This is a genomic window from Amycolatopsis sp. NPDC003731 (assembly GCF_053586895.1).
Map to the genome: position 1 here is coordinate 19165 of NZ_JBSFNC010000072.1, position 25256 is coordinate 44420.

Genomic DNA, 25256 nt, shown 5'->3' on the forward strand with positions numbered 1-25256 from the left:
CTGCGTTAGGGTCAAGAAGTGATACTCAAAGATGTCCTCGACGTACTTCCGCTGGCCATCTCGGCCGCTGCTCTCTCAGTGGCGGTGGTTTCGATGCGTCGACAGTGGAAGTCTGCGAGAAACGCAAACGCGGTAGCTTCGATCTTGAAGCTATTCGAAGAGTACCGGGCAGATGATCTGAGGGCAGCTCGACGAGCGGTCTTCGCTATGTCGGACTGCGACATGGATCCCGCGCCGCCTTTGCGAGATCTGCCTGACGAGGTCAGAGTCCCGGCTGAACGAGTGGCACAGTATTTTGATCATGTAGGCCTCTTGCTCGGGCATCATCTGGTTCCTGCGAAGCCGATGATCTCGTTCTTCGGGTTCGGGTGTGAGATGTTGTGGAGGAAGTTGGAGCCGTACGTTATTGCCGAGCGGAAGTTAAGGAATGTTAAATACTATCTTGGATACTTTGAAGCTTTCGCTGTACTTTCTGAAAAGACTGGCGCCGATGACCTGAATGGGGAGGTGACAGGCAATTTGAGGTCCGGAAGGGTGTCGCTGGAATGAATCGTTTCAGCGTCGATCAGCTGGCGCTCCCCGTCTAACCGTCCCAAACGGCCGCGCCCTGCCGCAAAACCTCCACATCGGACCCTTCCTCGACCGGCCACAGCTCCACCACGTACCGGTAGTGCTCCCCGAACTCGTGCTCGTTCCACGTCACCGCGGGCGGATCCGCCGGTACGTACGACACCCGCGCCCGGTACAACCCGGGCAGCACCGAAAAGAACTTTTCCTGCGACGGGTAGTCCGAAGGCCCGGAAATCACCAACCGCCCGCTCGGAACCGGAAGGTCCGCTTCCACCACGTGCTCGGCGTCCGGCAAGAGAGCAGGCGCCGAAGGCAGCAGCGTCACCGATGACTCGACCACGTCCGACCGCGCCGTCGCGATCGCCAGACCGCCCGGCTCGGCCCCGATCCGGTGAAGCTCCACCGCGGAAGCAGTCCAGCCGTTGCCCGTCAACCGGGCGGAAGAATCCCGGATGGTGAACTGGCGCTGGTCGGCGTGGACGACGAGATGCACACCAACCACCCTAGCCAGGACCCGCCCCGAAATGGTATCGACGGCGGGTTTAGCGTTGACGGCATGACCACTGCTTCCGTCGACGTCGACACGGCCCGCAGCGACTACGCGGCCCTGGTCGGCCGAGGCCTCTCCCTGGACATCACCCGCGGCAAGCCGTCCCCGCAGCAGCTCGACCTCTCGAACGCGCTGCTCTCCCTCCCGGGCGACGGCACCTTCAAGGCCGAGGACGGTACCGACGTCCGCAACTACGGCGGCCTCAACGGCCTGCCCGAGCTGCGCCGCATCTTCGCCGCCGCGCTGCAGGTGCCCGCCGGGCAGCTGCTCGCCGCCGGCAACTCGAGCCTCGAGCTGATGCACGACGCCGTCGTCCAGGCGCTGCTGAGCAAGCTGCCCGGCGCCGAGCGCCGCTGGGCCGACGAGCCGCAGGTGAAGTTCCTCGCCCCCGTCCCGGGCTACGACCGCCACTTCGCGCTCACCGAGCGCTTCGGCATCGAGCTCGTCCCGGTCGACATGACCGACGAGGGCCCCGACATGGACGCCGTCGAGACGCTGGTCGCCGAGGACCCCACCGTCAAGGGCATCTGGTGCGTCCCCAAGTACAGCAACCCCACCGGGGTCACGTTCAGTGACGACGTCGTGAAGCGGCTCGCCACCATGCGCACCGCGGCGCCGGACTTCCGGATCTTCTGGGACAACGCCTACGCCGTGCACCACCTCACCGACGACGAGCCGGAGCTGGCCGACCTCCTGGCCCTGGCCACCGAGGCCGGCAACGCCGACCGCGTGTTCGTCTTCGGCTCGACCTCGAAGATCACCCTCGCCGGCGCCGGCGTCGGCTTCTTCGGCGCCTCCGAGGCCAACCTCGCCTGGTGGACCGGCAACACCGGCAAGCGCACCATCGGCCCGGACAAGGTCAACCAGCTGCGCCACGCGCACTTCCTGAAGGACGAAGACGGCGTGCGCGCCCACATGCGCAAGCACGCCGAGATCATCGGCCCGAAGTTCGCGGCCGTCGACCGCATCCTCACCGAGGAGCTGGCCGACCTGGCGTCCTGGACCAAGCCGACCGGCGGGTACTTCATCACGCTCACCGTCCCGCAGGGCACCGCGAAGGAGGTCGTGCGGCTGGCGAAGGAAGCCGGGGTCGCGCTGACCCCCGCCGGGGCGACCCACCCGCACGGCAACGACCCGGCCGACGCCGTCATCCGGATCGCGCCGACCTTCCCGAAGCTCGAAGAGGTCGAAGAGGCCGTCCGCGCGCTCGCCGTGTGCGTCCGGCTCGCCGTCGCGCAGCGCGGCTGACCTGGGCAAACGCAAGTCGATCAAAATTTTTCCCGTTTTGACCGAGCCGGGGGACGCCCAGGTACGTATGACCGGTGGGTGAGGTGGACGAACTCGTCACGAGAGGACGTCCCCCGGTGTTCGGAAAACGCTACACAGAGCAGCTGATCGAGCGCAGCGCGGAGAACGCGACCGACCGCCGCCGCTTCCTCAAGGCTGCGGGAGCGGCGGGGCTCGGCGTCGCGGGTGCCGGCGCGCTCGGCACGGCGCTGTCGCTGGGCCTCGGCTCGGCCGGTGCCACCTCGCAGTACGGCGCGCAGGGAGGTGACGCGGGGAAGGAGGCGGCGAGTGACGCCGCGGTGCTGAACTTCGCGCTGAACCTCGAATACCTCGAGGCCAACCTGTACTCCTTCGCCGCGTACGGCTACGGGCTGAACGAGAAGTACGTCAACGGCGTCGGCAACCTCGGCAAAGTCTCCGGCGGGCACGGCGTCAAGTTCAAGAGCGAGCACACCAAGCAGATCGTCCAGGAGATCGCCGGCGACGAGGTCGCCCACGTGAACTTCCTGCGCAAGGCGCTGGACAAGGCCGCCGTCGCGCAGCCGGAGATCGACTTCCAGAACAGCTTCACCGCGGCCATGCAGGCGGCCGGGGTGATCCAGAAGGGTCAGACGTTCGACCCGTTCGGCAGCGAGAACAACTTCCTGCTCGCCGCCTACCTGTTCGAAGACGTCGGCGTGTCGGCCTACAAGGGCGCGGCGCCGCTGGTGAACAACAAGACGTTCCTCGACGCGGCCGCGGGCATCCTGGCCGTCGAGGCCTACCACGCCGGGATCATCCGATCCGCCCTGTTCGAGCGGGGCCTCGGCGACGTCACGAACAAGATGTCCGACGCCCGCGACAGCCTCGACGGCAAGGCCGACGACGACGAAGGCGTCATCAAGAACGGCAAGGCGAACCTCGTCCCGGCCGACGCCAACGGCATCGCGTTCGGGCGCTCCGCCGAGCGCGTGCTCAACATCGCGTACCTCAACCCGGACAAGGTGTCCTCGGGCGGCTTCTACCCGCGCGGCCTGAACGGCGACATCGCCACCAGCGGTGCGAAGGAGAAGTAGGCACCGCGTGCCGCCGTCACGGTAACGTCAACGGCGGCGGCACGCGGAGTCGACGGGGGGACGCGAAGTGCGGGTACTGGTCGCGGGTGGCGGGATCTCGGGCACGGTCACGGCGATGGCGCTGAAGCTCGCCGGGCACGAGCCGATCGTGTACGAGGCCTACCCCGCCGGTGGGGACGACATCGGCGCGTTCCTCACGATCATGCACAACGGCATGGACGCCCTGCGCGCGATCGGCGCCGACCGGCCGGTGATCGACGCCTCCTTCGCGGCGTACGGCGTCGAGCTCGTCGCCCCGAACGGGGAGACCGTGGGGCGGCGCGAGTTCGACACCGAAGGCCTCGACGGGCCGCGCACCCTGACCCGCGCCACGCTCTACCGCGTCCTGCAGGACGAGGCCACGCGCCGCGGGGTCCCGCTGGAGCGCGGTCGCCGCCTGGTGAGCGCCCGGTCCGGCTCGGGCGGGATCACGGCGGAGTTCGCCGACGGCACCACCGCGACCGGCGACGTCCTCGTCGGCGCGGACGGCCTCCGCTCGGTCGTCCGGCGGCTGATCGACCCGGCCGCCGACGAGCCCCGCTACACCGGGCTGACCGTCGTCTACGGCTACACGCGGGCGGGCGGGCTGCCCGCCGCGCCGGGGATCTACCGGATGGTCCGCGGCAGCCGGGCCGCCTTCGGGTTCACCACGGACACCGGCGGCGCCACGTTCTGGTTCGCCCGCATCCCGGACGCCGAGCGGCCGCGCGAGGAGATCGCGGCGGTCACCCCGGCGGGCTGGCGCGAGTTCGCCCACGCGGCCTTCGACGGCGATCCGTTGCCGTGTGCGGACATCGTCGCGGCCACCGGGGACGAGGTCTTCGGCGGGCACTCGTACGACGTCCCGGAGACCCGCGTCTGGTCGACGCCCGAGATGGTCCTGACGGGCGACGCCGCCCACGCCGCGTCCCCGGCCGCGGGCCAGGGCGCGTCGATGGCCCTGGAGGACAGCGTCGTGCTGGCGCAGTGCCTGCGCGACCTCCCGGACCCGGCCGCGGCTTTCGCCGCGTACGAGGGGTTGAGGCGGGAGCGCGTCGAGAAGCTGGTGAAGGCGAGCGCGGGTGGCGACGTCGGCGAGGAGCGCGGCTGGCTGTACTCGCACCACATCGACTGGGACGCGAAGATCACCGTTTAGCGCCGCAGGAATCGCGGACGACCAGTTTCGTCGGCAGCAGCACCGGTTCCGGGGTCGTCGCGTTCTCGAGCATCGCCAGGAGCGCCCCCGCCGCCGCCGTGCCGAAGCCCGGTTTGTCCTGGGCCACCGTCGTCAGGGCCGGGTCGACCAGGGACGCCACCTCGATGTCGTCGAAGCCGACCACGGCCAGGTCCGCCGGCACCCTCAGCCCGGCCGCGCGGGCCGCCAGCAGGGCACCCACCGCCATCTCGTCGCTGGCCGCGAACACCGCCGTCGGCGGCTCCTTGCGGGCGAGCAGCCGGCGCATGCCGACGAAGCCGCTCTCGCGGTAGAAGTCACCTCCGACCACGAGATCCTCCGACGCCGGGAGGCCGGCTTCGGCCAGCCCGCGCCGGTAGCCCTCGGTGCGCGCGGTCGCCGGCGCGTTGCCGCGGGGGCCGGTGATCGTCGCGATCCGGCGGTGGCCGAGGGCGGCCAGGTGGCGGACCGCTTCCGCCGCGCCTCCGGCGTTGTCCGACGTCACGTGCGTGGCCCGCGGCCCGGACAGGGCGACGTCCAGCGCGACGCACGGCAGCCCGGACTGGGCGAACGCGGTGAACGCGTCGGCGTCGGTCCCGCTGTCGATGAGCACCAGCCCGGCCAGGTGGTGTCTTCGGGTCATGCTCACGTAGCCGATCGGGTCGGCCAGTGACACGCCGGGGTGGCGGTCGCGGGCGTCGTCGCTCGTCGCGAGCAGCAGCAGGTGGTAGCCGTGCGAACTCAGCGCGGATTTGAGGCCCAGCAACAGGTCCTGCAGGAACGGGTGCCGCCAGCCGGGCCGCCGGTGGTCGGTGTCCCAGACCAGCCCGACCATCGCCGACTGCTGCCGCGACAGCGCGCGCGCCGACTCGTTCGGCGAGAAATCGAGGTCCCGCGCCACGCGTTCGACGCGTTCGCGCGTGGTCGCGCTGACCGTGGCCGGGCGGTTGAACACCCGCGACACGGTGGCGACGGAAACCCCGCAGAGCTGCGCGACCTCGCGGGCAGTGACCATGTCGATCTCCGTTCTTGTAACCGGTTACATCTGTAGCACACGACGTCTGGCAGCGTAAACGCCAGCCCTGGTTATCATTTCGTTACTTGACGAAAGGGTGTTGGGAGCGCTCTCATGGGTCCCGCGTTTTCCGACCGGCCCGCAGAACAACGGAGATCTCATGCGCCCGAAAACGAGAAACCGCCGGATCCGCCTGCTCGCCGGGGTGGGTGCCGCCCTGGTCGCGCTCACCGCGGTGAGCGCGTGCGGCGACAGCGGCGCCGCCGGTGGCAAGGTCAAGCTGAGCCTCGGCCTGTTCGGCAACTTCGGCTACACCGACCTGATCAAGGAGTACCAGGCGGCGCACCCGGACATCGAGATCACCGAGCGGACCGCCGCCTACTCCGACCACCACAAGAACCTCGCCGCGCACCTGGCCACCGGCGCCGGCGCCGCGGACATCGAGGCCATCGACACCGGCTACGTCGCCCAGTTCAAGGCGACGCCGGACAAGTTCGTCGACCTCAACACCGTCGGCGGGGACAAGCTCAAGGACCGCTGGCTCGGCTGGAAGTGGGCCGCGTCGCTGGGCAAGGGCGGGCAGCAGATCGGCTACGGCACCGACGTCGGCGGCCTGGCCATCTGCTACCGCCGTGACATGTTCAAGACCGCCGGGCTGCCCGAGGACCGCGACGCCGTCTCCGCGCTCTGGCCGACCTGGCAGGCGTTCTTCGAGACGGGCAAGCGCTTCCAGGCCCAGGCACCCCAGGGCGTCAAGTTCATGGACGGCGGCCCGACCGTGCTCAACGCCATCGTCGGCCAGGCCCCGCAGGGCTACTACGACCAGAACGACCAGATCATCGTGGGCAGCAACCCGGCGCTGCGCCAGGGCTGGGACCTCGTGGTCGACGCGGTCAAGGCGAACCTGAGCGCCGGCCTGCTCTACAGCACGCCGCAGTGGAACACCGGCTTCACCCAGGGCCAGTTCGCGACCGTCACCTGCCCGGCGTGGATGATGACCAAGATCAAGGACCAGGCGCCGGACACCGCGGGCAAGTGGGACGTCGCGGCCGTGCCGGGTGGCGGCGGCAACTGGGGCGGCTCGTACCTGACCGTGCCCAAGCAGGGCAAGCACACCAAGGAAGCGGCCGACCTCGCCGCCTGGCTGACCGCGCCCGAGCAGCAGGCGAAGGTGTTCACCAGCAAGGGGCTGCTGCCCTCGGTGCCGTCGCTCTACGACGACCCGAAGATCACCGGCTACACCAATGCCTTCTTCAACAACGCACCCGTGGGCAAGGTCTTCACCGACGCCGCGAAGAAGCTGAACCCGCAGTACCAGGGCCCGAAGGCCGGTGACGTGCAGACCGAGTTCGGCAACGCGATGCAGCGCGTCGAGCAGGGCAAGCAGGACGGCCCGGCGGCGTGGCAGCAGCTGGTCGGTGACGTCGCGAAGATCAAGTAATGGCACTCACCTTCGCCGAGCGGCGGCAGAAGTGGGACGTCAAGCTGTCGCCGTTCGGCTTCATCAGCCCGTACTTCCTCATCTTCGGCGTCTTCGGGCTGTTCCCGCTGGTGTACACGGCAGTCGTGTCGCTGCAGAAGCGGAACCTGATCGACGCCGAGGGTGCGCAGTTCATCGGGTTCGGCAACTACGAGCAGCTGCTGTTCCACGACCCGTACTTCTGGAACTCGATGGGGAACACGGTCAGCCTGTGGCTGCTGACCACGATCCCGCAGATCCTGTTCGCGCTGGGCATCGCGCACCTGCTCAACCGGCGGCTGCGCGGGCGGATGTTCTTCCGGATGGGGATGATCCTGCCGAACATCACCTCGGTGGCGGCGGTGACGATCATCTTCGCGCAGCTGTTCGGCCGGGACTTCGGCCTGGTCAACTGGGTGCTGAGCTGGTTCGGTGCCGGTCAGGTCGACTGGCAGGCCGGCACGGCCAGCTCGCACACGGCCATCGCGGCGATGGTCGTGTGGCGCTGGACCGGCTACCACGCGCTGATCTTCCTGGCGTCGATGCAGGCGATCCCGTCGAGCATGTACGAGGCCGCCACCCTCGACGGGGCCAAGGGGTGGCAGCAGTTCTGGCGGATCACCGTGCCGCTGCTGCGGCCGCAGATCATCTTCTCGACGGTGATCGCGACGACCGGGAACATGCGGCTGCTGGCCGAGCCGCTGCTGTTCAACCCGGGCACGGCGGCCGCCACCGGCGGCTCGGACCGGCAGTTCCAGACCGCCGCGCTCTACCTCTACGAACAGGGCTTCGCCAAGTACGACTTCGGCTACAGCTCGGCGATCGCGCTGATCCTGGCCGTGGCCACGATGCTCGTCGCGGGCCTGTCGTACCTGGTGACCCGGCGGATATCGACGGACTGAGGAGCGACATGACCACCGTGCTGACCCCGGCGGCCTCCGCGCCGCCGGCCGCCTCACCCGGGCGGCTGCGGCGGATCTCCAGGCGGGTCGCGAGCCCGTGGACCTACGCCGCGCTGATCGCGATCCTGGCCGGCTCGGCGTTCCCGGTCTACTGGTCGTTCGTCGTCTCCTCGCAGACGACGGAGGCGGTCGGGAAGGTGCCGCCGGTCCTGGTGCCGGGCGGGCACCTGTTCGAGAACATCGCCCGCGTCTTCGACGAGACGGACTTCGCGCTGGCGCTCGGCAACTCGCTCATCGTCGCGGGCACGATCACCGTGTCGGTGGTGCTGTTTTCGACGCTGGCCGGCTTCGCCTTCGCCAAGATGCGCTTCCGCGGGCGGACGGCGCTGCTGCTCGTCGTGGTCGCCACCCAGGCGATCCCGACCGAGCTCGGCGTCGTCCCGCTGTACATGATGATGGCCGACTTCGGGTGGGCCGGGCAGCTGCAGGCGGTGATCGTGCCCGGCCTGGTCACCGCGTTCGGCGTGTTCTTCATGCGCCAGTACTTCGAACGCGCGTTGCCGCTGGAGCTGCTGGAGGCCGGCCGGATGGACGGCTGCGGCTCGCTGCGGCTGTTCTGGCACGTGGCCCTGCCGGCCGCCCGCCCGGCCGCGGCGGTGCTCGGGCTGTTCACCTTCATGCAGGCCTGGAACGACTTCTTCTGGCCGCTGGTGGTGCTGGTGCCGGAGAACCCGACCGTCCAAACCGCACTGTCCACACTGGCCAGTGGCTACACCGCCGACTACACGCTCGTGCTCACCGCCGCCACCATCGGCACCGTCCCCGTCCTGATCGTGTTCCTGCTGTTCGGCCGCCAGATCGTCGGCGGCATCATGCAGGGCGCGCTCAAGGGCTGACCCCTCCGGAGTTGACCGTGACCAGCAGTGACGACCGGGGCTTCGCCCCGGGCCGGGGGCTTCGCCACCCGGACCCCCGAAATGAGAGGTTCCCGCCCGCCTTCCGCTGGGGCGTCGCGACTTCGGCGTTCCAGATCGAGGGCGCCACGACCGCCGACGGCCGTGGACCGTCCATCTGGGACACGTTCGCGGCGGTCCCCGGCGCGGTGGCCGGCGGCCACACCGGAGAACCGGCGGCCGACCACTACCACCGCTGGGAGGCGGACCTCGACCTGCTCGCCGAGCTGGGCGTCGACAGCTACCGGTTTTCGGTGTCCTGGCCCCGGATCCAGCCGTCCGGCCGGGGTGCGCCGGAACGCCGGGGCCTGGCCTTCTACCGGCGGCTGGTGGAAGGCCTGCGGGAGCGGGGGATCGAGCCGTTCCTGACGCTCTACCACTGGGACCTGCCCCAGGCCCTGGAGGACGAGGGCGGCTGGCGGTCCCGCGACACGGCGTACCGGTTCGCCGAGTACGCGGCGCTGGTGCACCAGGAACTGGGCGACGTCGTCGACTTCTGGACGACGCTGAACGAGCCGTACCCGTGCGCGGTGGCCGGGTACGGCGAAGGCCGCCACGCGCCGGGGGCGCGGGAGGGACACGGCGCGCTGGCGGCCGCCCACCACCTGCTGCTCGGGCACGGCCTGGCGGTCCGGGCGATGTGCGAGCGGGCGGCGCTGCCCCACCAGTTCGGCATCGTCCTCAACCAGTCACCGGCGGTCCCGGTGACGGACTCGCCGGCGGACACGGCGGCGGCGGCCCGGCAGGACACGTTGCTGCGCAGGCAGTTCACCGACCCCCTGTTCGGCGGCCGCTACGCCCCGGGCCTGACGGCGATGTTCGACGGCGTCTCGGACTTCTCGTTCCGCCGCGAAGAGGACTTGGAGATCATCGCGGCGCCCCTGGACTACCTGGGCGTGAACTACTACTACCGGGTGCACGTGGCGGACGCCCCCCACCGCGAGCCGGACCCGGCACTGCGAACGGTGGCGGACATCGGCGTGGACACCACCCGCCTGCCGGACGTCCCGCGCACGGGCATGGGCTGGCCGGTCGAGCCGGAGGGCCTGACGGAAGCCCTGGTCGGCCTGCACAACCGCTACCCGGGCCTGCCACCGGTGTATGTCACGGAGAACGGGTGCGTGTACGCGGACCGGAGCGACTTCGCGGATTACGAACGAATCAGCTTCCTGAGCGAGCACATCGAGGCGGCCCGCACCGCGGCGGCGGCGGGAGTGGACCTGCGCGGCTACTTCTGCTGGTCGCTGCTGGACAACTTCGAGTGGGCCCACGGCTACAAGCACCGGTTCGGCTTGGTCCACGTGGACTACGAGACGCAAGCGCGCACACCGAGGTCGAGTTACCGCTGGTACCGCGACTTCATCGCGGCCCAGCACACGCCGTAGCACGCGGGGGAGCGCCGGCCGGTAACATCCGGGCCCATCAGGGGGAAGGTGGGTGCGTGGAGCAGCAGTCGGCGAGCCCGGACACGGCCGGGCAGTGGGTGTGCAAGGCCTGTGTGAACGACTACGCCTTGGCGGACAGCATCGCGGCGGCGGCCGAAGCCGCTGAGGTGTGCAGCTTCTGCGGGAACTCTGTCGCCGCGCCCCTGGAGGTGCTGGTCGAAGCCTTCGAGAAGGGGATCTCGAACGAGTACGGCAACCTCGACGACGAAGCCGTTCCCTACGACTCGGCCGAGGGCGGCTACCAGTTCGTCGAACCCAAGGACACCTGGGACATCGTCGAGGAATTCGGCGACCGGTTCATCGGTCCCGGATTGGCCGAAGCCGTCCGGGATGGCATTCCCTTCGTCTTCTGGGCCGAAAAGGATTGGGCCCGTCGCCGACGGGACGAAGTGCTTCGCGACAGTTGGACGCGATTCAGCGACGCGGTCACGTTCGAAACCCGTTACGTCTTCTGGCTGCGACGGTCCGCGGAGGACGAAGACGCGGAACTTTCCGGCGAGGTGCCGGCCGGACGGATCCTCGACCACGTCGGAGCCTTGATCGACACGGCCGGGTTGGTGCGGACCCTCCCCGCGGGAACCCGGTTCTGGCGCGCCCGCGCGCACGACGAGCGAGGCGAGTGGACCAGCCGGGACCTGGGCACCATCCCGGCGAAGCTCGCCCGGCAGGCGAACCGGATGAGCCCGGCGGGCATCCCGCTGTTCTACGGTGCCGAAGAAGAGCGGACGGCGATCGCCGAGGTCTCGCAGCTGGACGCGGGGTTCGCCCGGGTGACCGTCGGCCAGTTCGAGGTCTCCGCCCCGTGCCGGGTGGTCGACTTCACCCGGCTCCCGGAGGTCCCGAGCGAGTTCGATCCCCTCTGGGGAGGACGCTGGCGCGAGTTCCGCTTCCTGCACGAATTCGTCGCACGGATCAGCCAGCCGGTCGGCAAGGGCATGGAGCAGATCGAGTACGTGCCGACGCAGATCGTCACCGAATACCTCCTCAAGATCTTCCGTGCCGGGGAGGTCGACGGAATCCTGTTCAGGTCGGCCGTCAACGGGTTGGCCGACGTGGTCCTCGACGTGCCGAACGAGCGGTGCTTCGATCAGCTCCCCGGCGAGCAGCCGCAGAAGCTGAGCCTGCGGCTGGTCGAGGGTTCGATGCGGACCACCGACCGGTGAGCGGGCTTCCGGTCGGGGGAGAGCCGCCGTGCCACTGATCGGACCGCTTTCGGCTCAGCTGCAGAGCGCCATCGTGGCGGGGCTGGTCGCCATCCTGGTCGCCGTGCTCGCGGAGGTGTTCCGCCGCCTCGCGGCGCGCCGGGAGACCAAGGCCGCTTCCAAGCTGACGTACGAAAACTACGCGAACCCGCTCGCCGTCAGCGCCGCGGATCTCTTCTACCGGATGCGGGAGATCTTCGACCCGGACGGAAGCGGGTTCTTCCTGTCGGGTGAGGTCCATGTGACGACGTTCGAGCGCTACAAGGTGCTCAGCACGTTGTACCGGATGGCCGGCCTGCTCGCCTGGATCCGGGCTCTGCGCCGAGAACTGCTGCTCCTGCAGCCCAAAGTCGCCCGGAAGAAGGAACTCGAAGCGGCGTTGAACGCCTTCAGCGAGGCATTGGCCGAAGGAGGGCACATCGAGACGACGCGCCTGAGCGGCCTGGCCGAGGTCTGGGGCCTCGGCCCGGGTGCGGGCGAATCCTCCCGGCGGGCGGGCATCCAGGTGGACCACGAGCTGAAGAAGGCTTTGCACGCCGGGACAGCCGCGAAGTTCCGCGACCTCGACGAGGCCGCGCAGCTCGATGCCCTCGAACGGATCCACGCTGTGGTGGCGGCGGCAGCCGGCGCCGATGCGCTGGACGGAGCCGGACTCGTCGGCAGCCGGTCGCGTGCCGCGGGCATCCTCTCCGTCCGGGAAGCCTGGATCTACCGGGACTGGCAGGCCGCGATCGGCGATGTCCTGCTGCGCGAGACGTCCTCCGGCCCGCGCCGGTTCCAGGTGCTCGGCTACCGGGACTTCGAGACCCTGGTGGAGGAAGGCGAAGAAGCCGATCGCCGGTGGCTGCGGCGGCTCTACTCCGTCATCGACGATGTCGACGTCCACGCCGACCGCACTTCGGATGCCCGGATCGGTCAGCTCCACGCGGTGTACGTCGCGACCGCCGGAATTATCAAGGCGCTCAGCGCGGCCGGCGGGAGGAGGTCACCGATCGGCGGTGACCTCCTCGCCTGCGCCAAAGCCGTCGTCCGCGAATCGGCCGGCTGAGCGCGTCAGCTCACTTCTTGTACAGGCCCTCGATGTCGTTCGCGTAGTTCTTCGAAACCACGTTCCGCTTCAGCTTCAGGCTCGGCGTGATCTCGCCACCGGCCTCGGTGAAGTCGTTCGCCAGCACGGTGAACTTCTTGATCGCCTCGGCCTTGGACACCGATTTGTTCGCCTCGTCCACCGCGGCCTGGATCTCCGCGAGCAGGTCCGGGTCCGCGGCCAGGTCCGCCACCGAAGCGCCGGCCGGCTTGCCGTGCTGGGACTTCCACGACGGGAAGTACTCCTCGTCCACCGTGACCAGGGCCGCGATGAACGGGCGCTGGTCGCCGACCACCATCGCCTGGCTGACCAGCGGGCACGCCTTGATCGTGTCCTCGAGGCCGGACGGGGCGACGTTCTTGCCGCCCGCCGTCACGATGATCTCCTTCTTGCGGCCGGTGATCTTGAGGAAGCCGTCCGCGTCCAGCTCGCCCAGGTCGCCCGTGTGGAACCAGCCGTCGGTGAGCGCTTCCTTGGTGGCCTGCGGGTTGTTGTAGTAGGCCCGGAACACGACGTCGCCCTTGAGCAGCACTTCGCCGTCGCCGGCGATGCGGACCGACGTGCCGTTCACCGGCTTGCCGACCGTGCCCACCCGGAACGCCGTCTGCGTGTTGACGTTCGCCGCCGCGGACGTCTCGGTCAGGCCGTAGCCCTCGAACACCGGGACGCCGATGCCGCGGAAGAAGTGTGCCAGGCGCGCTCCCAGCGGGGCGCCGCCGGACACCGCCGCCACACAGCGGCCACCGAGGGCCGCGCGCAGCTTGCCGTAGACCAGCTTGTCGAACGCCAGGTGCTTCAGCTTCAGCCCGAGCCCGGCCCCGCCGGAGTCCTGGGCCTCGCTGTAGGCGACCGCGGTGGCCTCGGCGGCGTCGAAGATCTTGCCCTTGCCCTCGCTGTGCGCTTTCTGCTTCGCCGAGTTGTAGACCTTCTCGAACACGCGCGGCACCGCGACGGCGAACGTCGGCCGGAACGTGCCCAGGTCGGCGACCAGGTTCTTGACGTCCGGGGTGTGCCCGAGGGTGACGCGGGCGGTCAGCGCGGTGACGGCGATCGCGCGGGCCAGCACGTGGGCCAGCGGCAGGAACACCAGCAGCGAGTTGCCCTGCTCCATCAGCTGCGGGAACGCCTCGATGTCGGCGCGGATCTCGGCCAGCAGGTTGCGGTGGGTCAGCTCGACGCCCTTGGGGCGGCCGGTGGTGCCCGAGGTGTAGACGATGGTGGCCAGCTCGTCCGCGGTCACCTCGCGGCGGCGGTCGTGCAGCTCGTCGTCCGAGAGCGACGCGCCCAGGGCCGACAGCTCTTCGACGGCGGGGGAGTCGCCCTCGATCTGCCAGGTGTTGGCCAGCTCGGTGAGCCGGTCCCGGACCTCGTCGACCGCCGCGGCGTGGGCGTTCGTCTCGACGAAGACGCCCTTCGCGGCCGAGTCGGAGAGGATCCAGTGCACCTGCTCCGGAGAGGACGTGTCGTAGATGGGCACGGTGACCGCGCCGGCCGCCCAGATCGCGAAGTCGATCAGCGTCCACTCGTAGCGGGTCTTCGACATGATCGCGACGCGGTCGCCGCGGCCGATCCCGGCCTTGGCCATGCCCTTGGCCACGGCCAGCACCTCGGCCGCGAACTCCTTGGCGGTCACGTCCAGCCAGCTGCCCTCGACCTGGCGGCGGAAGCTCACCACGTCGGAGAACCGCTCGGCGTTCGCCCAGACGACGTCGGACATGTTTTCGTCGTCGGCCACCGGCTTGCCGGCGGGAGCGCTGTATTCGCGCACGTGGACCTCCGTGTTCAACGCGTGCGGCAGGTGACACCGCTGTTACCCGCCAGTCAACTTAGCGTGGTGAGCACCTTAAGACCATGCTGATCGCCGCCGCGAGGCGAGGCCGTGACATTCTTCGCACGTGAACGCGCCACCCTCACTCGACATCGTCGACGAGACGTTCCTCGCCGTTCCGCCGGCCACCGTGGCCGCGGTCTTCGCCGAGCCGGCCTCCTGGCGGCGCTACTGGCCCGACCTGGTCCTCGAGGTCTACACCGACCGGGGCGACAAGGGCCTGCGCTGGACCGTGACGGGTGCCCTCGTCGGTACCATGGAGGTCTGGCTCGAGCCGGTGCTCGACGGCACCCTGCTGCACTACTTCCTGCGGGCGACCCCCGCCGACGCGGCCGGGGCGCCCCGTGCGCTGGCGCCACGCGACCTGCGGCGGGAGTTCGACCGGCGGGCCCGCGCGGCCAAGGCGATCGCGCTCGAGCTCAAGGAGATCCTGGAGGACGGCCGCGAGCCCGGCGTCCCTCCGCGCGGCGAGAACTAGGGGAGCACGGGTGCGGGTACACGTCGTCTCGGACGTGCACGGCAACGCCGACGCGCTCAAGCGCGCCGGGGACGGGGCCGACGCCCTGGTCGTGCTCGGCGACCTGATCGACTTCGTCGACTACCACGACCACGAAAAAGGCATCATGGGCGCCCTGTTCGGCGCGGAGAAGGTCGGCGAGTTCGCCCGCCTGCGCCGCGAGGGCACCCGTGACGAAACCGTTGCCTTCTCGCGCACGCTCTGGGCGACCCTCGACGACCCGGGCGCCGCGGTCGACGAAGCCGTCCGCGCCCAGTACGCGACGCTGTTCGCGGCGATGACCGCGCCCACCTACGCCACCCCCGGCAACGTCGACACCCCGGCGCTGTGGCCGGAGTTCACCGGCGAGGGCGTGCACGTGCTCGACGGCGAAGTGGCCGAGATCGGCGGCCTGCGGTTCGGGTTCGTCGGCGGCGCGCTGCTGCCCGACGGCGTCGTCCCGCGGCCCCGCAAAGGCGCCGCCTGGCGTCCCTACCTGCGGGTTCGCGAGGACTACGACGCGAGCGTCGCCGCGCTCACCGACGTCGACGTCCTCTGCACGCACGGTCCGCCGGCCCTGCCGGAGCTGACCTACGACGTCGTGGCGCGCCGCAGCGAGATCGGCTCGACGGCGCTGCTGGCGCTGATCCGGGCCCAGCGGCCGCGCTGGTCGGTGTTCGGGCACGTACACCAGCCCCTGGCCGCCCGCGCCCGGGTCGGCCTGACCGAGTGCCGTAACGTGGGTCACTTCAAGGAGACCGGGCAGCCCTACGTGCTGCGCTGGTGACCAACCGCGGCGGCTACGCTTCGACCCATGGCCGAGCAGTCCACACAGTCCATCGAGGTCGACGCCGAGCCCAGCCGGGTGATGGCCGTGATCGCCGACTTCCCCGCGTACCCGGAATGGGCCAAGGCCGTCCGGCAGACCGAGGTCCTCGACACCGACGGCGAGGGCCGGGCCAAGCAGGTCAAGCTGACCTTGGACGCGGGCCCGATCAAGGACGTCTACACCCTCGAGTACGACTGGGACGACGACGGCCTCGGCGTCAGCTGGCACCTGGTCAAGGGCCAGATGCAAAAGGCGCAGAACGGCCGCTACGCGCTGGCCGACCTCGGCGGCCGGACGCGGGTCACCTACACGCTGTCGGTCGAGCTGGCGTTGCCGATGATCGGCCTGCTGCGCCGCAAGGCCGAGAAGATGGTCATGGACACCGCGCTGAAGGAGCTGAAGAAGCGGGCCGAGGGCTAGCGTGCGGATCCTGCTGTGCACCGGCAAGGGGGGTGTCGGGAAGACCACGCTGGCCGCGGCCACCGGCGCCGCCCTCGCCGCCCGCGGCAGGAAGACCCTCGTCGTGTCCACCGACCCGGCGCACTCGCTGGGTGACGCCTTCGCACGTCCCCTCGGCGCCGAACCGTCCGAAGTGGACTCGCTGCTGTCCGGCGTGCAGGTCGATTCGCGCACCTTGGTGGACGCCACCTGGGAAGGGCTGCGCGGCGAGCTGCGGGCGGTGCTGGCCGGCGCGGGGCTCGACACGCTGGACGCCGAAGAGCTCACCGTGCTGCCCGGGGTCGACGAGCTGCTCGCCCTCACGGAGGTCCGGCGGCTGGCCGAGGACGGGCCGTGGGAGACCGTCGTCGTCGACTGCGGGCCGACGGCCGAGACGCTGCGGCTGCTCGCCCTCCCCGAAGCCGTCTCCGGCTACCTGACCCGCGTGTTCGGACGCCGCGTCAGCGAGCCGATCCGACGGCTCGGTGCCCACCTCGACGGCCTGCGCGCCCTGCTCACCGATCCGTCGGTGACGACCGTCCGGCTGGTCCTCACGCCGGAGCGGGTGGTCGTCGCCGAGGCGCGGCGCACGCTCAGCTCCCTGGCCCTGCGCGGCATCGCCGTCGACGGCCTGATCGCCAACCGGCTGATGCCCGCGCCCGGCATCTGGCGCGGCGGCGCCGCGTCCTGGCTGCGCACGCGCCGGACGCAGCAGGACGCCGTGCTCGCCGAGCTCGCCGCGGCCGGGATCGCGCCGATCGCCCGCGTGGAGCACCGCGCCGTCGAGCCGGTCGGGCTGCCCGCGCTGCTGGAGATCGCCGCCGAGCTCTACCGCGGCGAAGACCCCCTCGCGGGCAACGGCACGCCCGTCACCCCGCTGCTGCGCGTGCGTCCCGCCACCGGCGGGTACACCCTGCGCGTCGCGATCCCGCTCGCGCGGGACGCCGAGGTCGACCTCGCCCGCGTCGACGACGACCTGGCGATCACCGTGGACGGCTTCCGCAGGCTCATCGCCCTGCCGGAGCCGCTGCGGCCGTGCCGGATCACCGGCGCGGAATCCGACGCCGACGGCCTGGTCGTGCACCTGGCCGGGAACCGGGGACGCGGGTGAGCGAAGAGGAACACGGGCCGCGGCTGGCGGAGGAGATCCGCCTGCTCGCCGAGATGGTCGCGGAGAAGGCGGCGCCGTGGCTCGAAGGGGTGCTCGCGGCCGGACACGGCAGTTTTCCGGGGGGTCCGGGTGGCGGAGCCCCCGGCCCCGGTGATCACGCCACCCCTGACGAGGCGAAACCGGCCGGTTCGGCGTGCGGCTGGTGCCCGCTGTGTGCGATCGTCGCGGTGGTGCGGGGGGAACGGCCCGAGCTGGTCGCGCGGCTGGCCGAGCAGCTCGCGCAGCTGGTCGCCCTGCTGCGCGCGGTGCTCGCGGACCGCTGGGAGCCGCAAGAAGGCGTGCACGTGCCCGGGTTCCGGCCCGCGCCGCGGCCCGCGGACCCGCGGACCTCGCCGCGGGTGCAGCACATCGCCGTCCGCCGGCGCGACGAGTGGGAGAGCTGAGTGCGGACGATAGGGGTGGACGTCGGCGGGACGAGCATCCGGGCCGGCGTGGTGGACGAACGCGGCTCCCTGCTCGACACGGCCAGGGTCGCGACGCCGACCGAGGAGGGCGCCCTCGAGGACGCCATCGCCGGCGTCGTCGAGGACCTGCGCAACCGCCACGACGTGGCCGGGGTCGGGCTGGCGGTGGCCGGCTTCGTGGCCCGCGACCGCCGATCGGTGATGTTCGCGCCGCACCTGGCCTGGCGCGGCGCCCCGGTCGCGGACCGGATCGAGAAGCGCGTCGGCCTGCCGGTGCTGCTGGAGCACGACGTCAATTCGGCGATCGTGGGCGAGCACCGCTTCGGCGCGGCCCGCGGCGCCCAGGTGGCGGCGCTGGTGGCCCTGGGAACGGGCATCGGCGCGGGGTTGTTGCTGGACGGCAAGCTGTACCGGGGCGCGTACGGCGTGGCGCCGGAGCTGGGCCACCTGACGGTGGTCCGCGGCGGGCGGCCGTGCCCGTGCGGCAAGTACGGCTGCTGGGAGCGGTACTGCAGCGGAACGGCCCTGGCGGCGACGGCGGTGGAGCTCCTGGCCCGGCACCCGGGCCGCTCGACGGTGCTGGCCCCCCAGGTGGCGGGCGACCCGGGTTCGGTGACGGGCCGCCGGGTGGCCGGAGCGGCCCGCGACGGCGACCCGATCGCCCAGCTGGCGATGGCCGAGCTGGCCAAGTGGCTCGGCGAGGGCCTGGCCCTGGTGGCGGACGTGTTCGACCCGGAGATCATCGTGATCGGCGGGGGAGTGTCGGAGTCGGCGCCGTTGTTCCTGGACGAGGCCCGCGAGCACTACGCGGGCACGATCACGGGGGCGCGGCACCGCCCGCTGGCCCGGATCAGGACGGCCCACCTGGGTGACGACACGGCGATCGTCGGAGCGGCCGCGCTGGCCCTGGAGGCGGCGAAGACCCCGGTCTGATCTTGTGGACGGCGACCGCTGCGGGCGCTCTGCTCGCGCGGAACTGTCGGTGGTCCCCGGTAGCGTGGAAGTCGGGGGGCGGGCCCGCGGGGGATGGCGCGGCAGCATGACGTGGCGGGCGGTGCGCTCGATCAGGGTGCCGATGGCGACCGGTCGTGCTCGGGCCGGGCGGCGGCCCGCTCGTGGGCGGCGTGGGGCTGGCCGGTCCCGCCGCGGTGCAGCTCCCGGATGATCGTCGGCACCGGACCCCTGGAGGGTGTGGCGGGCCCGTGTCACCCGTCCCCCGATCGGGTACCCGATAGCCGGCCCGGGGAGGGAGCGCGCATGCCGGGGGACGTGTGGATCGGGATCGGAGGCGCGGCGCTGATGGCGGCCGGCGTCCTGCTGCGGCGGAAGGTGCGCGGCCGGCGGGCGAAGCTGCTCCCGGCCGGGCTGGTGATCTTCGGCTGGATGCTGGTCGGCCAGTTCCTGATCAAGCCGCTCGTGCCGACTCCGGTCGTCGCCGGGATCCTCCTCGGCGGCCTCAGCCTCGGCATCCTCCTGACCGCGGTCATCGGCGGCCGCGCTCACTCCTCCGGGAAGTCCGCCGACGGCACCAGCCCCTCGGCGAACGCGCGGAACGTCGGCGCGCGCCAGCTCCGACGCCAGCTCCACGTCGAACCAGGTCACCGACGGCTCCGACGACCGGCGGTAGTCCAGGGCGATCCACGTGTGCCCGTCGCCGGACAGCACCACCACCCGCTTCGGCAGGTCCCACTCGGTGCTCAGGTACGGCGAGTCCAAGATCGACAACCGCCCGCCGACGCCGAGCAGGTGATCGAACGGCACGTGCGTCCCGCTGTACGACGTCGGCTCGCTCGTCGGGAAGGCGTCGAACGCGGCCGCCACCGCGCCGCCGTTGCGCAGGCCCAGCAGCTCGCCGAGCTCGAGGGGCAGCCGGACGCCCAGCTCGCGGCCGGCGTGGGCGAACGCGCGGGCGTCCAGGGGCTCGCCGGGGCCGGCGTCCCAGAAGGTGGGCTTGAGCTGATCGAACCGGGTCACGCCGGAGAGTGTGACAGGCTGGAGCGGTGAGTCCCCCGTCCGCGAGCGTCTTCGTCCGCTGTGCCGGCGGGCACCTGCACTGGGGCCGCTACGGTGCCGCCGGGCTGCTGCTCGTCGATCCCGCCCGCGGCGTCCTGCTGCAGCGCCGCGCGTGGTGGGTGCACCACGGCCGCACCTGGGCTCTGCCCGGCGGCGCCATCGAAGCCGGCGAGACCGCCCGGACCGCCGCCGCGCGCGAAGCCTTCGAGGAGACCTCCGTCCCCGCCGAGGCCTTCCGCGCCGTCTCCGCCTCCGTCGTCGACCACGGCGACTGGAGCTACACCACCGTCCTCGCCCTCGCCGACGGCGCCGAAGCGCGCGTCGCCAACACCGAAAGTGCGGAGGTGCGCTGGGTGGATCCCGACGACGTCCCCGGTTACCCCCTCCACCGCGACTTCGCCGCCGCCTGGCCGGACCTGCGCGACCGCGTCGGCCGCGAACTCGTCCTGGTCGTCGACGCGGCCAACGTCGTCGGCTCGCGCCCGGACGGCTGGTGGCGTGACCGGCACGGCGCCGCCGAGCGCCTCCGCGACCAGCTCGCCAAGCTCGCCGAAGCCGGCGTGCCCGACCCGGACGACGCGGCGGTGACCTGGTGGCCGCGGATCATCCTGGTCGTCGAAGGCCAGGCCAAGCACGTCACCGGCACCCCGGGGGTCGAGGTCGTCGCCGCGGACACCGACGGCGACTCGAAGATCGTCGAGGTCGTCGCCCAGCAGCAGGCGAACGTCCTGGTCGCGACGGCCGACCGCGAGCTGAAACGGCGCGTCGAAGCACTCGGCGCGTCGATCATGGGCCCCGGCACGCTCCGCAGGCAGCTCGACGAGCTCTAGTTGTGCTGACCTGTGAGGTTGGGGATGCGGCTGGCGGGCGGGTGGCCTGCGAGCGCGGTGTGGCCGCGGTGGTGATTGCAGGTGTGGAGCCATCGAGGTAGCACTGCTCGACGTTCGGTGTCGGGTCGGGTGCGTTTTGGGGAGAGGCCTGCTTCGCGCAGCGTGTCACGCCAGAGGTGGGAGCGGTAGCAGGATCCGTTGTCGGTCAGGACCCGTCGGATGGTCCACCGCCGCCCGCTGGGCCGGCCGGCCCGCTACCGGCTTCCCCGCCTGAGACCGACACCTGGAACCGTTCGCGGCTCGCCGCAGCGGCCAGCCGTCCTCGACGACACAACGGGCCACGCAGCGTCTGCCGGTCGGGGTCAGGGGTGCGTTAGCGTGAGTCACGAGGACCTCCAGGGCAGCCGGTGCAGATGTCGCAACCACACCGACCCCGGAGGCTCTCCCTCACACCAAGATCATCCGATCACGTGTCACCACGATCGCAACCTCCCCGGACAGAACATCTAGTCCCGCGCGATCCCGTCGCGCATCTCGGCGACGAGCGACGCCATCACGGCCTTCAGGCTGCCCTTGTGCTGCTCGGCCACCGCGCGCTGCCGCCGGTAGCTCGGCCCGTAGCGCAGGATCGTCTCGACGTCCCGCAGCTCGGCCACGCAGTCCAGCCGCCGCGCCACCGGCTCCAGCCGGTCCAGCAGGTCGGCGACGTCGTCGGTGACCAGCCGCTCGCGCCCGGCCGCGTCCAGGATGATGATCGCGTCCGTGCCGTAGCGGGCCGCGCGCCACTTGTTCTCCTGGACGTGCCACGGCGGCAGCGTCGGAAGGATCTCGCCGTCCTCCAGGCGCTCGACGAAGTCGTCCACCAGGCACTGCGTCAGCGCCGCGATCGCGCCGACCTCCTCCAGCGTCGGCAGGCCGTCGCAGACGCGCATCTCGATCGTGCCGAGCTTCGGCGACGGCCGGATGTCCCAGCGGATCTCCGAGAAGTGGTCGATCACGCCGGTGGTGAACATGTCCTCGACGTAGCTCTCCAGCTCCGCCCACTTCCGGAACTGGAACGGCAGCCCGGCCGTCGGCAGCTGCTGGAACATCAGCGCCCGGTTCGACGCGTACCCGGTGTCCTCGGCGCCCCAGTACGGCGACGACGCCGACAGCGCCTGCAGGTGCGGCGCGTAGTTGAGCAGCGCGTCGAGGACCGGCAGCACCTTCTCGCGGTGGTCGACCCCGACGTGGATGTGGACGCCGTAGATCAGCATCTGCCGCCCCCACCACTGGGTCCGGTCGATCAGCTTGGCGTAGCGCTCCTTGTCGGTGACCTTCTGCTGGTACCAGTTCGAAAACGGGTGCGTCCCCGCCGAGAACATCTCGACGCCGAGCGGATCGGCGACGCCGTGCACGACGTCGAGCGAGCCGGCCAGGTCGGCCTTGGCCTCGGCGATCGTGTCGCAGACCCCGGTGATGATCTCGATCGTGTTGAGCAGCAGCTCCTGCTTGATCTTCGGGTGCTCGTCCCGCCCGTCGGGCCGGACGGCCTCGAGGATCTGCTCGGCCACCGACGACAGCTCGCCGCTGCGGCGGTCGACCAGGCCGAGCTCCCATTCCGCGCCGACGGTCGATCGCCGCGAAGGACTGAACTCGATGTGCATCGCCGTCCGGGGGTCAGACCTGGGCGCCGTTGCTGGGGTCCGCGCCGGGCGGCGGCCCCTGGCGCACGCGGAGCAGCAGCAGCGCGATCGCCGTCGCGAGCGCGAGGATGCCCAGCGGCGTCGCCACCGTCGGGCCGACGCCGATCGCGCCGGGCAGGATCAGCAGGAACAGCCCGGACAGGAACAGCAGCAGGATGAGGAACGCGCCCAGCTTCGGCCGGGGCAGCGGCGGCGGCTCCGGCGGGACGTAGTGCTCGTCGTCGCCGGCCGGGTCGTCGGAGAACATCGTGGTGTCCCACGACGTGCCCCCGGAGCGCCAGCCGGGCTCCGGCGGGCTGTCCACGGCCGGCGGGTCGGCGGGCCGCTCGGGCGTCTTGCGGGACTCGGTCCCGGCGGTCTCGGCGGTGTCCTCTTCCGGGAGGCCGAACCCACCGGCCCGCAGGTCCGCGACGATCTCGGCGAACGTCGCGTCGACGTCCTCCGGCCCGTCTTTCCCCCGGCTCATGCGGTCTCCTCGGGCTGGGCGGCGTGCGCCTTCGCGAACTCGACGCTGCGGGTGAAGATCACTTCGGCGTCGTTGTCCTGCGTCGCCACGTGGTAGCTGTTCTCCAGCACGACCTCGGTGACGTCGGTGCTCGAGACGCCCCGGAGCACCAGCTGCGAGTTCACCGGCTCGACGACGTGGTCGACCGACGAGTGCAGCAGCAGCACCGGCTGCGTCACCTTGGCCAGGTCGGCGCGCACGACCGCCCACAGCTTCGCCAGGCTCGCCGCCGCGCGCACCGGCGTCCGCGGGTAGGCCAGCTCCGTCTCGCCCGGCTTCTTGATGTCGTTCGCGATCGCCGGCACCGACGGCACGATCCGGCCCAGCACCGGCAGCAGCTTGGTGTCCCACTTCAGCCGCGTCACCGACGGGTTGACCAGGACGATCCCGGCGATCCGGTCGCCGAACTCCTCGGCCAGGCGCAGGGTGAGCGTGCCGCCCATGGAGAGGCCGCCGACGAAGACGGTCTTGCAGGTCGCGAGCAGCGCGAGGAGGGCCTCGCGGACGGCGCCGTACCAGTCCTCCCACGTCGTGCGGTTGAGGTCCGGCCAGCGGGTGCCGTGGCCCGGCAGCAGCGGGCAGCGCACCGTGAACCCGGCGCCGGCCAGGTGGTCACCCCAGGCCCGCATGCTCGCCGGAGTACCGGTGAACCCGTGGCAGAGCAGGAACCCGGTTTCGGCCGAACCGGTGTGGCCGAACGGTTCCGCGCCGGCGAGCACGCCCATGCGATCGCCTTCCGTGTGAGCGGTGCAGTCCGTCCATGCTCTCACGCCCGGCGGACCTTGTGGGGCTCCGCCCGGGCCCGGAATTCGCTGTGAGATCGATCGCTGCCGAAGTGGTAACCGGGTGGTCGGCGTTGTGCGGCGGCCGCCGGTGTTCGTAGGCTGTTCGTCTCGGGTGACAGGGGCTGCGGCTGCGATGGAGGACTGAGGCACCGGTGCTGTACTGGCTCATGAAGTGGGTGTTCCTCGGACCGCTGCTCAAGACGCTCTGGCCGACCAAGGTCGTCGGGGCGGAGAACATCCCCGAGACGGGTGGCGCGATCCTGGCCGGCAACCACCTGGCGGTCGCGGACTCGTTCTTCATGCCGCTGCGGGTCAAGCGCAAGGTGACCTTCCCGGCCAAGTCCGAGTACTTCACCGAGCCGGGCTTCAAGGGCACGCTCAAGAAGTGGTTCTTCACCGGCGTCGGCCAGTTCCCGATCGACCGGTCCGGCGGCAACGCCGCCCAGGCCGCCCTCGACACGGCCACCCGCCTGGTCCGCGAGGGGCACCTGCTCGGCATCTACCCGGAGGGCACCCGCTCCCCGGACGGCCGCCTGTACAAGGGCAAGACGGGCGTCGCCCGGATCGCCCTGGAGTCCGGCGGCGTCGTGGTCCCGGTGGCGATGATCGGCACGGACAAGGTCAACCCGATCGGCTCGAAGATGTGGTGGCCGCGGCGGCTCGAGGTCCGGTTCGGCAAGCCCCTGGACTTCTCCCGCTACGAGGGGCTGGCCGGCGACCGGTTCATCGAGCGGTCGATCACGGACGAGATCATGTACGCCCTGATGGAGCTGTCGGGCCAGGAGTACGTCGACATCTACGCGGCGAAGGCGAAGGAGCTGCTGGCGGCGGAGGCGGCCGGGGTCAAGCCCGCGGTGCCCGCCCAGCCGTCCGCCCGCGACGCGGCCCGGGTGCCGGATTCCAAGGTCGGCTGACCCACTACTGTTCACCAGTGCGTTTTTTCTACGACACCGAGTTCATCGAAGACGGCGTGACGATCGATTTGGTGTCGATCGGGGTGGTCGACGAGCGGGGCCGCGAGTTCTACGCGGTCTCGACGGAGTTCGACCCTTCGAAGGCGGGGCCGTGGGTCCGGGACAACGTCCTGGACAAGCTCCCGTCCCCGGCCGACCGGGCCTGGCGGAGCAGGGAGAAGATCCGCGCGGACCTGCTGGAGTTCTTCGGCAAGCCGCCGGGCGGGATCGAGCTGTGGGCGTGGTTCGCGGCGTACGACCACGTGGCCCTGGCCCAGCTGTGGGGCCCGATGCCGGCGCTGCCCCGGCAGCTGCCGAGGTTCACACGGGATCTGCGCCAGCGCTGGGAGGACGCCGGGAAGCCGAAGCTGCCGGCGGCGCCGACCGACCAGCACGACGCACTGGCGGACGCGAAGCACAACCTGGCGCGGTGGGAAGTCATCGAGAGCTACTTCCCACGCCGCTGACCGCCCGGCCGGCCGCGGGGGCGCCCCCCGGTTTCCACTTTACCGGCGGGGACCGACACTTCCCGAGGCTCGCCGCGGTTCGAACGTCGCGAATGACTCATTGGGGACCTCGGACGTCCCCAATGAGTCATTCGC

General features: G+C 70.9%; 25 protein-coding genes and 3 pseudogenes. 19 read left to right on the top strand and 9 right to left on the bottom strand.

Annotated elements, in window-relative coordinates; translation table 11 throughout:
• Positions 1–18 precede the first annotated feature (18 nt).
• A complete protein-coding gene (locus tag ACWDN5_RS26810; RefSeq protein WP_449678223.1) occupies positions 19–549 on the top strand; it encodes a DUF4760 domain-containing protein in 531 nt (176 codons plus the stop codon).
• Between the two features lie 34 nt (positions 550–583).
• Here the strand turns inward: ACWDN5_RS26810 and ACWDN5_RS26815 are convergent, their stop codons facing one another.
• On the bottom strand, positions 584–1063 hold the full coding sequence (locus tag ACWDN5_RS26815) for a hypothetical protein (RefSeq protein ID WP_310976347.1): 480 nt from the start codon (positions 1061–1063) through the stop codon (positions 584–586).
• Positions 1064–1126: 63 nt separating this feature from the next.
• Here ACWDN5_RS26815 and ACWDN5_RS26820 point away from each other — a divergent pair, with 63 nt between their 5' ends.
• From ACWDN5_RS26820 to ACWDN5_RS26830, 3 genes are all read left to right on the top strand, one after another.
• On the top strand, positions 1127–2368 hold the full coding sequence (locus tag ACWDN5_RS26820; RefSeq protein WP_310976346.1) for an aminotransferase class I/II-fold pyridoxal phosphate-dependent enzyme: 1242 nt from the start codon (positions 1127–1129) through the stop codon (positions 2366–2368).
• Positions 2369–2484: 116 nt separating this feature from the next.
• Complete coding sequence (locus tag ACWDN5_RS26825; RefSeq protein ID WP_310976345.1) at positions 2485–3462, top strand: ferritin-like domain-containing protein; 978 nt, start codon at positions 2485–2487, stop codon at positions 3460–3462.
• A 67-nt stretch (positions 3463–3529) separates the two neighbouring features.
• Complete coding sequence (locus ACWDN5_RS26830; RefSeq protein ID WP_449678224.1) at positions 3530–4636, top strand: FAD-dependent oxidoreductase; 1107 nt, start codon at positions 3530–3532, stop codon at positions 4634–4636.
• On the opposite strand, the gene ACWDN5_RS26835 is transcribed toward ACWDN5_RS26830, so the two are convergent.
• On the bottom strand, positions 4626–5669 hold the full coding sequence (locus tag ACWDN5_RS26835; RefSeq protein WP_449678225.1) for a LacI family DNA-binding transcriptional regulator: 1044 nt from the start codon (positions 5667–5669) through the stop codon (positions 4626–4628). The genes ACWDN5_RS26830 and ACWDN5_RS26835 overlap by 11 nt on opposite strands.
• Positions 5670–5829: 160 nt before the next feature.
• On the opposite strand from ACWDN5_RS26835, the gene ACWDN5_RS26840 reads away from it, so the two are divergent.
• The 6 genes from ACWDN5_RS26840 to ACWDN5_RS26865 are packed head-to-tail and all read left to right on the top strand — an operon-like array spanning position 5830 to position 12678.
• Positions 5830–7110, top strand: coding sequence for an ABC transporter substrate-binding protein (locus tag ACWDN5_RS26840; RefSeq protein ID WP_310976342.1), 1281 nt, complete (start codon positions 5830–5832; stop codon positions 7108–7110).
• A complete protein-coding gene (locus ACWDN5_RS26845) occupies positions 7110–8030 on the top strand; it encodes a carbohydrate ABC transporter permease (RefSeq protein WP_310976341.1) in 921 nt (306 codons plus the stop codon). Before ACWDN5_RS26840 ends, ACWDN5_RS26845 begins: the two co-directional genes overlap by 1 nt.
• Positions 8031–8038: 8 nt before the next feature.
• A complete protein-coding gene (locus tag ACWDN5_RS26850) occupies positions 8039–8926 on the top strand; it encodes a carbohydrate ABC transporter permease (RefSeq protein WP_449678226.1) in 888 nt (295 codons plus the stop codon).
• Between the two features lie 17 nt (positions 8927–8943).
• The gene (locus ACWDN5_RS26855; protein ID WP_449678227.1) at positions 8944–10368 is read left to right on the top strand and encodes a GH1 family beta-glucosidase; all 1425 of its coding nucleotides are present in this window, start codon (positions 8944–8946) and stop codon (positions 10366–10368) included.
• Between the two features lie 56 nt (positions 10369–10424).
• Complete coding sequence (locus ACWDN5_RS26860; RefSeq protein WP_449678228.1) at positions 10425–11591, top strand: HEPN-associated N-terminal domain-containing protein; 1167 nt, start codon at positions 10425–10427, stop codon at positions 11589–11591.
• A gap of 28 nt (positions 11592–11619) precedes the next feature.
• A complete protein-coding gene (locus ACWDN5_RS26865; RefSeq protein WP_449678229.1) occupies positions 11620–12678 on the top strand; it encodes a hypothetical protein in 1059 nt (352 codons plus the stop codon).
• A gap of 10 nt (positions 12679–12688) precedes the next feature.
• Here ACWDN5_RS26865 and ACWDN5_RS26870 read toward each other — a convergent pair whose 3' ends face one another.
• Positions 12689–14485, bottom strand: a complete 1797-nt coding sequence (locus ACWDN5_RS26870; RefSeq protein ID WP_449678230.1) for an AMP-dependent synthetase/ligase — start codon at positions 14483–14485, stop codon at positions 12689–12691.
• A gap of 127 nt (positions 14486–14612) precedes the next feature.
• Here ACWDN5_RS26870 and ACWDN5_RS26875 point away from each other — a divergent pair, with 127 nt between their 5' ends.
• Genes ACWDN5_RS26875 through ACWDN5_RS26900 form a run of 6 tightly spaced genes read left to right on the top strand, consistent with a single transcriptional unit; the run spans position 14613 to position 18816 of the window.
• A complete protein-coding gene (locus ACWDN5_RS26875) occupies positions 14613–15023 on the top strand; it encodes a polyketide cyclase / dehydrase and lipid transport (RefSeq protein ID WP_449678231.1) in 411 nt (136 codons plus the stop codon).
• Positions 15024–15033: 10 nt separating this feature from the next.
• Positions 15034–15828, top strand: a complete 795-nt coding sequence (locus tag ACWDN5_RS26880) for a metallophosphoesterase family protein (RefSeq protein WP_310976335.1) — start codon at positions 15034–15036, stop codon at positions 15826–15828.
• Between the two features lie 27 nt (positions 15829–15855).
• Entirely contained in the window at positions 15856–16290 is a 435-nt protein-coding gene (locus ACWDN5_RS26885; RefSeq protein ID WP_310976334.1) for an SRPBCC family protein, read from the top strand.
• Position 16291: 1 nt separating this feature from the next.
• Positions 16292–17419 (top strand): ArsA family ATPase, encoded by a 1128-nt coding sequence (locus ACWDN5_RS26890; RefSeq protein ID WP_449678232.1) that lies wholly within the window; start codon positions 16292–16294, stop codon positions 17417–17419.
• On the top strand, positions 17416–17862 hold the full coding sequence (locus ACWDN5_RS26895) for a hypothetical protein (protein ID WP_449678233.1): 447 nt from the start codon (positions 17416–17418) through the stop codon (positions 17860–17862). Before ACWDN5_RS26890 ends, ACWDN5_RS26895 begins: the two co-directional genes overlap by 4 nt.
• Before the next feature lie 15 nt (positions 17863–17877).
• Positions 17878–18816: an ROK family protein gene (locus ACWDN5_RS26900; protein ID WP_285993738.1), complete on the top strand. Its 939-nt coding sequence runs from the start codon at positions 17878–17880 to the stop codon at positions 18814–18816.
• 708 nt (positions 18817–19524) lie between these two features.
• Here the strand turns inward: ACWDN5_RS26900 and ACWDN5_RS26905 are convergent.
• Positions 19525–19857 (bottom strand): annotated as a pseudogene (locus ACWDN5_RS26905) (hypothetical protein); the annotation flags it as partial.
• Between the two features lie 26 nt (positions 19858–19883).
• On the opposite strand from ACWDN5_RS26905, the gene ACWDN5_RS26910 reads away from it, so the two are divergent.
• Positions 19884–20726, top strand: a complete 843-nt coding sequence (locus tag ACWDN5_RS26910; RefSeq protein ID WP_449678234.1) for an NUDIX domain-containing protein — start codon at positions 19884–19886, stop codon at positions 20724–20726.
• Here the strand turns inward: ACWDN5_RS26910 and ACWDN5_RS26915 are convergent.
• The 5 genes and pseudogenes from ACWDN5_RS26915 to ACWDN5_RS26935 all read right to left on the bottom strand — a co-directional run.
• A pseudogene (locus ACWDN5_RS26915) lies at positions 20723–20950 on the bottom strand (IS481 family transposase); the annotation flags it as partial. The gene ACWDN5_RS26910 and the pseudogene ACWDN5_RS26915 overlap by 4 nt on opposite strands.
• Before the next feature lie 10 nt (positions 20951–20960).
• Positions 20961–21113: pseudogene (locus ACWDN5_RS26920) on the bottom strand (IS481 family transposase); the annotation flags it as partial.
• Positions 21114–21232: 119 nt separating this feature from the next.
• The gene (locus ACWDN5_RS26925; protein WP_310976329.1) at positions 21233–22372 is read right to left on the bottom strand and encodes a glutamate--cysteine ligase; all 1140 of its coding nucleotides are present in this window, start codon (positions 22370–22372) and stop codon (positions 21233–21235) included.
• 13 nt (positions 22373–22385) lie between these two features.
• On the bottom strand, positions 22386–22877 hold the full coding sequence (locus ACWDN5_RS26930; RefSeq protein WP_449678235.1) for a hypothetical protein: 492 nt from the start codon (positions 22875–22877) through the stop codon (positions 22386–22388).
• A complete protein-coding gene (locus ACWDN5_RS26935) occupies positions 22874–23641 on the bottom strand; it encodes an alpha/beta hydrolase (protein ID WP_310976327.1) in 768 nt (255 codons plus the stop codon). The genes ACWDN5_RS26930 and ACWDN5_RS26935 overlap by 4 nt, the downstream gene beginning before the upstream one ends.
• A gap of 212 nt (positions 23642–23853) precedes the next feature.
• Here ACWDN5_RS26935 and ACWDN5_RS26940 point away from each other — a divergent pair, with 212 nt between their 5' ends.
• Both ACWDN5_RS26940 and ACWDN5_RS26945 read left to right on the top strand, forming a co-directional pair.
• Complete coding sequence (locus ACWDN5_RS26940) at positions 23854–24615, top strand: lysophospholipid acyltransferase family protein (protein ID WP_086845273.1); 762 nt, start codon at positions 23854–23856, stop codon at positions 24613–24615.
• A 17-nt stretch (positions 24616–24632) separates the two neighbouring features.
• Positions 24633–25121, top strand: a complete 489-nt coding sequence (locus tag ACWDN5_RS26945; RefSeq protein ID WP_310976326.1) for a polyadenylate-specific 3'-exoribonuclease AS — start codon at positions 24633–24635, stop codon at positions 25119–25121.
• Positions 25122–25256 lie beyond the last annotated feature (135 nt).